General features: G+C 30.9%; 6 protein-coding genes. 1 reads left to right on the top strand and 5 read right to left on the bottom strand.

Annotated features, from left to right (window positions below; translation table 11 throughout):
- Positions 1-73 precede the first annotated feature (73 nt).
- The gene (locus AACZ53_RS13780) at positions 74-814 is read left to right on the top strand and encodes an SAM-dependent methyltransferase (protein WP_339839622.1); all 741 of its coding nucleotides are present in this window, start codon (positions 74-76) and stop codon (positions 812-814) included.
- Here the strand turns inward: AACZ53_RS13780 and AACZ53_RS13775 are convergent, their stop codons facing one another.
- The 5 genes from AACZ53_RS13775 to dapF all read right to left on the bottom strand — a co-directional run.
- Entirely contained in the window at positions 815-1,459 is a 645-nt protein-coding gene (locus AACZ53_RS13775; protein WP_339839620.1) for a peptidoglycan-binding protein LysM, read from the bottom strand. It lies immediately after the preceding gene.
- 98 nt (positions 1,460-1,557) lie between these two features.
- Positions 1,558-2,475 carry a DUF2279 domain-containing protein gene (locus AACZ53_RS13770; RefSeq protein WP_339839617.1) on the bottom strand — a complete coding sequence of 306 codons (918 nt, stop codon included), beginning with the start codon at positions 2,473-2,475 and terminating at the stop codon, positions 1,558-1,560.
- 78 nt (positions 2,476-2,553) lie between these two features.
- Positions 2,554-3,597 (bottom strand): endolytic transglycosylase MltG, encoded by a 1,044-nt coding sequence (mltG, locus tag AACZ53_RS13765; protein WP_339839614.1) that lies wholly within the window; start codon positions 3,595-3,597, stop codon positions 2,554-2,556.
- 7 nt (positions 3,598-3,604) lie between these two features.
- Positions 3,605-4,135, bottom strand: a complete 531-nt coding sequence (locus tag AACZ53_RS13760) for a GNAT family protein (protein ID WP_339839611.1) — start codon at positions 4,133-4,135, stop codon at positions 3,605-3,607.
- 99 nt (positions 4,136-4,234) lie between these two features.
- Positions 4,235-4,972: diaminopimelate epimerase (gene dapF / locus AACZ53_RS13755; protein ID WP_339839609.1), on the bottom strand; the 738-nt coding region annotated here is incomplete at its 5' end.

Below are 4,972 nucleotides of genomic sequence, written 5' to 3'. Positions count from 1 at the left end.
AAAAACTGATTCAAAATAGATTTCTATTTGCCTTACAAATTACTTACTTTTGTAGCAAATCAATATTTTCGCTATGAAACCTATTCAACTTTTAGGAAAACTTTATTTAATTCCTTGTACATTATCAAATCCTGGTGAAACTACAGTTGTACCGGAGGATGTTTTACCACAAAGTATTAAAAGAACAATAGATTTTATAGACTATTATATTGTTGAAAACGAGAAAACAGCTAGACGCTTTATTAAAAGCATTCATCCTGAAAAGAAGCAACCTTCTTTAAATATTTCATTATTGAACAAACACACTGATGTTTCCGATTATAATGAAATGATTAAACCATTGCTAGATGGAAACAATATTGGCTTATTAAGCGAATCAGGCTGTCCAGGTGTTGCAGATCCTGGTTCAGTAATAGTAAAACTGGCCCACGAAAAAGGAATTCAAGTTATTCCTTTAGTTGGACCAAGTTCTATTTTATTGGCTGTTATGGCAAGCGGAATGAACGGACAAAGTTTTGCTTTCAATGGCTATTTACCTATTGATAAGAATGAGAAAAAAGTGGCTATAAAGAATTTAGAACGATTATCATTTGAAAAAAACCAATCACAATTATTTATAGAAACCCCTTATAGAAATAATAAAATTCTAGAAGACATTTTACAAGCCCTACAACCAAACACACATTTATGCGTAGCTTGTGATATTACTTTACCAACTGAATTTATCAAAACAAAAACAGTAAAAGAATGGCAAAAAAATAAGGTCGATTTACATAACCGACCTTGCATTTTTATTATTCATAAAATGAATTAATTAATTCATTTTTACTTTTGCGTTTCTATCTGCTTTAATATGTGAAATATCGTAGGATGCAAATTTCTTGATATAACTTCTTAAAGAAGTTCCAAAACCATCTTTAAATCCATTACGGCCGTTACTTCTTAAGTATTTTTTTACAGAACCTGCTCCACTTAAATGAGCGGCTGCAACAATTCCTGATTCCGTTATCTCAACACCATTTATGATTCTTCCACTATAAGTTTCAATTTCTTTACGCAATTCCCATTTATTCTTAGCAACTAAAGCCTTGAAAGCTTTATCCTGAATAGAAACATTGTTTAAAAAATTTTGAAAATCATAAACACCAACCGCTCTTAATGTGCTTTTACCAAATTGGTATTTACCCATGTAACCATAAGGGTTGACTAAAGTACTTTTTCCTCTTGATTCTTTATAAGCAACTGCTTGTCTAAATCCGATATAAGTTTTTCCTACGTAAGGAATTTTAGTCAGAAATTCGAATTCTTCTGTTTCACCTTCTGTAGGAACATGGTAATTTATTACCTCATCTTCCTCTAAATGAAACCCTTCAACTTTATCAATTTTAAAACTACTAAAGCCAACTATTGCCAAAGTAAGAGAACTTAATAAACCTGTAAAAAATATAAATTTTTTCATTTTTTTTCTTTAAACAGAAATGCAAAACACTTCCGTAAATTGAGCCTGCAAATATACAAAAAATATTATATAATTGATTTACAGTGTGTTAAATTTTTCTAAAAGAAGAATCCATAAGCCCTAAAGTCCTTATTAGAATTGAGTTGCAGTGTTGGCGCAGGAATTTTTATGGTGTTAAAAACAGAGAAAACTGTCTTTAAAAAGTGTGAATTTGTTTTGATTTTCGTCAAATCTACATCAAAACTTAGATAAAACTGACGATATTCATCTTGGATATAACCATTTGCAAAAGCGTCATCTTTAGTTCCAAACAACATTCCAGAACCACCATATCCTACAGCTAAATTTAACCATTTGGGCAAAAACTTTAACTTGGTAAAAGAATACATATTGAAAGACAGCCAATAATTTTGTCCATTATAATCTTTTAATACTTGTTCTAATGCCGTTTCTCCCAAAATATTTGGTCGTAAAGAAGGAAAATTTGTTTTATGATAAGAGAATTTTGGTATGATGCGTTGCTCATTCCACAATAATTCTTGAGAAACATATAAAGCAGTTCCTGAAATATTTGCAATAATATCTCCTGAAGAAGCACCCCATTCAGAAGAATATCCGTCAAAGACCTCAACAACTGTTAGAAATCCTAAACCGATGGTTGAACCATAAATTAACTGCTCTTTTTTTGAAGCACCAGACCATTGTAAAGCTTCTGCTCCTATTCTACCTAAATGATATGAGGAATACATGTGTCCCAATTTATCCATTTGAAGCCATTCTTCATTATCGTTGATAAAATGAAATTTAGATTTATCGTAATCTTTGTACCAAAGTTGATTTAGACCAATAAGAGTTGTACCTAAAACAGCAGCTTCCGAAATATAAACAGCCGTTTTTCTATCGAAATTTAAAGAATCTGAAGGTGTTAAAAACTGATTAATATGTGATTGAGAAAAACTACTTGCACTAATAAATACAAAAAAGAGTAACTTACTTAGCCCCGATGGGAATGGCATCCTTTTTTGTTTTTTTAACAAAAAAGATACAATGGACAGCGGGAAAATGGTTGATAAGTAAGCTCTATCCATTTGCTTCTAACGATTTATCCCTAATCTAGTAACCCATTCAGCATATTTTCTAGCGTTAACTTGATGTGCAGCATAATTAGAAGCAAAATCATGATAACCCATTCGATCAACACTTGCACAAAAATAAATATAATCGTGTTTCTCTGCGTTTAGAACTGCATCAATAGCTGATATATCTGGCATTGCAATTGGCCCAGGAGGCAAACCTAAATTTATATATGTATTATAAGGAGAAAATGTTCCTTGTGTATCTTTACTATAAACACGCTTAATAACCTGATCAAAATCTCCAGAAGCTTTTTTCATGGCAAAAATAACAGTTGGGTCGGCTTGTAAAGGCATACTTTGTTCTAAACGATTAAGATAAACTCCAGCTATTCTTGGTCTTTCGTCAACTTTTGCAGTTTCTTTATGTACAATTGAAGCTAAAACAGATACTTGAATTGGTGTCAAATTTTTATCTAATGCTTTTGCTGTTCTTTCTTCGTTCCAGAATTTCTTGTATTCAAAAGCCATCTTATCTGCAATTTTATCGGCAGAAGTATTCCAATAGAATTCATAGGTATTTGGAATAAACATCGCTAAAATAGTATCATCATTAAATCCGTTTGCATTCATAAATTCAGGATTCGTAAACGCTTCAATTAACGAAGTACTGTCTGATTGCATTTGAGTAGCTAATCGTTGGGCTAATTTAGCCAAAGTTTCTTGGTTGTTGAAAGCTAATTTTACAGGAATATTACTTTTCATTGCTCTGACAATATCAAAACTTGTCATATCCCTTTTTAGCAAAAACTTGCCTTCTTTAACATTTGAAGCATAATTTCTTTTTTGAGCGACAAAGTCAAACTTGTCCATATCTTTTACAAAAGGACTAACAATTTCTTTTACTTGTTCATATGTTGAATTTGAAGGAACATACACAAAAACTTCTTTTTGATTAAAAGTAGTGTTAGCAGTAAATGCCTTATTATACATATAAAAAGTTATGATTCCAGCAATAACAATTCCTGCAACTGCAATTATTGCGATTATTTTTTTAAAGTTCAAAGTGTAATTATTTTACGTTAATTAATTGATACAAAGCTTCATCTTTATATAGATTATTGACTTTATTCCATTGTTTTTTTATTCCGACTAATTCGAAGCCAAATTTAGCAAAAAGTGCTATACTGATTTCATTTTCTGTACCAATATTTGCATAAAGTTGATGCAATTGCAAATGGGTAAAGCAATAATTGATTAAAAGTTGTAACGCTTCAGAACCAATTCCGTTTTCTCTGTTGCTTGTTTGGTGAATTATTATTCCAATTCCAGCTCGATTATTTGTTGGATCAAAATCAAATAAATCAATTAACCCCATTGCTTCATCAGAATCATTTAGACAGATTGCTAAACGCAATTGCTTGGCTTCATAAATATCTAAATGAGCATTTTCTAAATATTGCTTTATTAGAAACTTACTATAAGGAGTTTGCGTATTACTTACCTTCCAAATGGATTCGTCATTCTCTATAGTATAGATGAATGTTAAATCTTCTGGCTCTAAAGCTCGCAAATAAACGCTATTTCCTTTTAGTGTTATCAAACTATTATTCGTCTTTTTTCTTAATTAATATGGCTATTGCCACACCAATTACTACCATTATTAAAACCAAAAATATCACAAAAATTGCCATCATAACTTCTAACTGTTTATTGTTCCTTCAAAAACGAATGTTGCTGGTCCAATTAAAAACACATTTGTGAATGTATTGTTCTCAACATCAAATTTAACTTTCAACTTTCCTCCTTCAACATTTAAATTTATTTCTTTACTTGTTGTTTTACCTGTCTTATACATTGCTATTGCTACTGCAGTAACACCTGTTCCACAAGACAACGTTTCATCCTCTACACCACGTTCATAAGTTCTTACCGAAAAAATGTCGCTCTCTAATTGCTTAACAAAATTAACATTACTTCCAGCATTTCCATATAAATCAGAATATCTAATTTTTGCTCCTTCATTTTTTACATCAAATTGTTTTAGATCTTCTACTAATACAACATGATGTGGTGAACCTGTATTTAGAAATGTATAATTATTTTCTAGTTTTACATCAGAAACATCTGTCATTTGAAGCGAAACGATTCCTTCTTCATCAATTGTTGCGTGATGTAATCCATCAATGGCTTCAAAAGTTGCTTTGTTTGAAATTACATCCATTTGTTTTGCAAAAGCTACCAAACATCTTCCACCATTTCCGCACATGGAACTTTCGTTACCGTCTGAATTATAATAAACCATTTTAAATTCTAAATCAGCATGATTTTCTAATAAAATTAAACCATCAGCACCAATTCCAAATCTCCTATCACACAAGTAAGCAATAAGTTTGGTATCATTTTTGAAAAACATTTCACGATTATCAATCATGATAAA

The organism is uncultured Flavobacterium sp. (genome assembly GCF_963975005.1).
GTDB lineage: Bacteria > Bacteroidota > Bacteroidia > Flavobacteriales > Flavobacteriaceae > Flavobacterium.
Note: the sequence above shows the minus strand (reverse complement) of the source record. Positions and strands in the feature narration are given on the sequence as shown.

Excerpts from the sequence above, each read along its gene's own strand:
- AACZ53_RS13780 (WP_339839622.1), top strand. The coding sequence starts at position 74 with ATGAAACCTATTCAACTTTTAGGAAAACTTTATTTAATTCCTTGTACA.
- AACZ53_RS13775 (WP_339839620.1), bottom strand. The coding sequence starts at position 1,459 with ATGAAAAAATTTATATTTTTTACAGGTTTATTAAGTTCTCTTACTTTG.
- AACZ53_RS13770 (WP_339839617.1), bottom strand. The coding sequence starts at position 2,475 with ATGCCATTCCCATCGGGGCTAAGTAAGTTACTCTTTTTTGTATTTATT.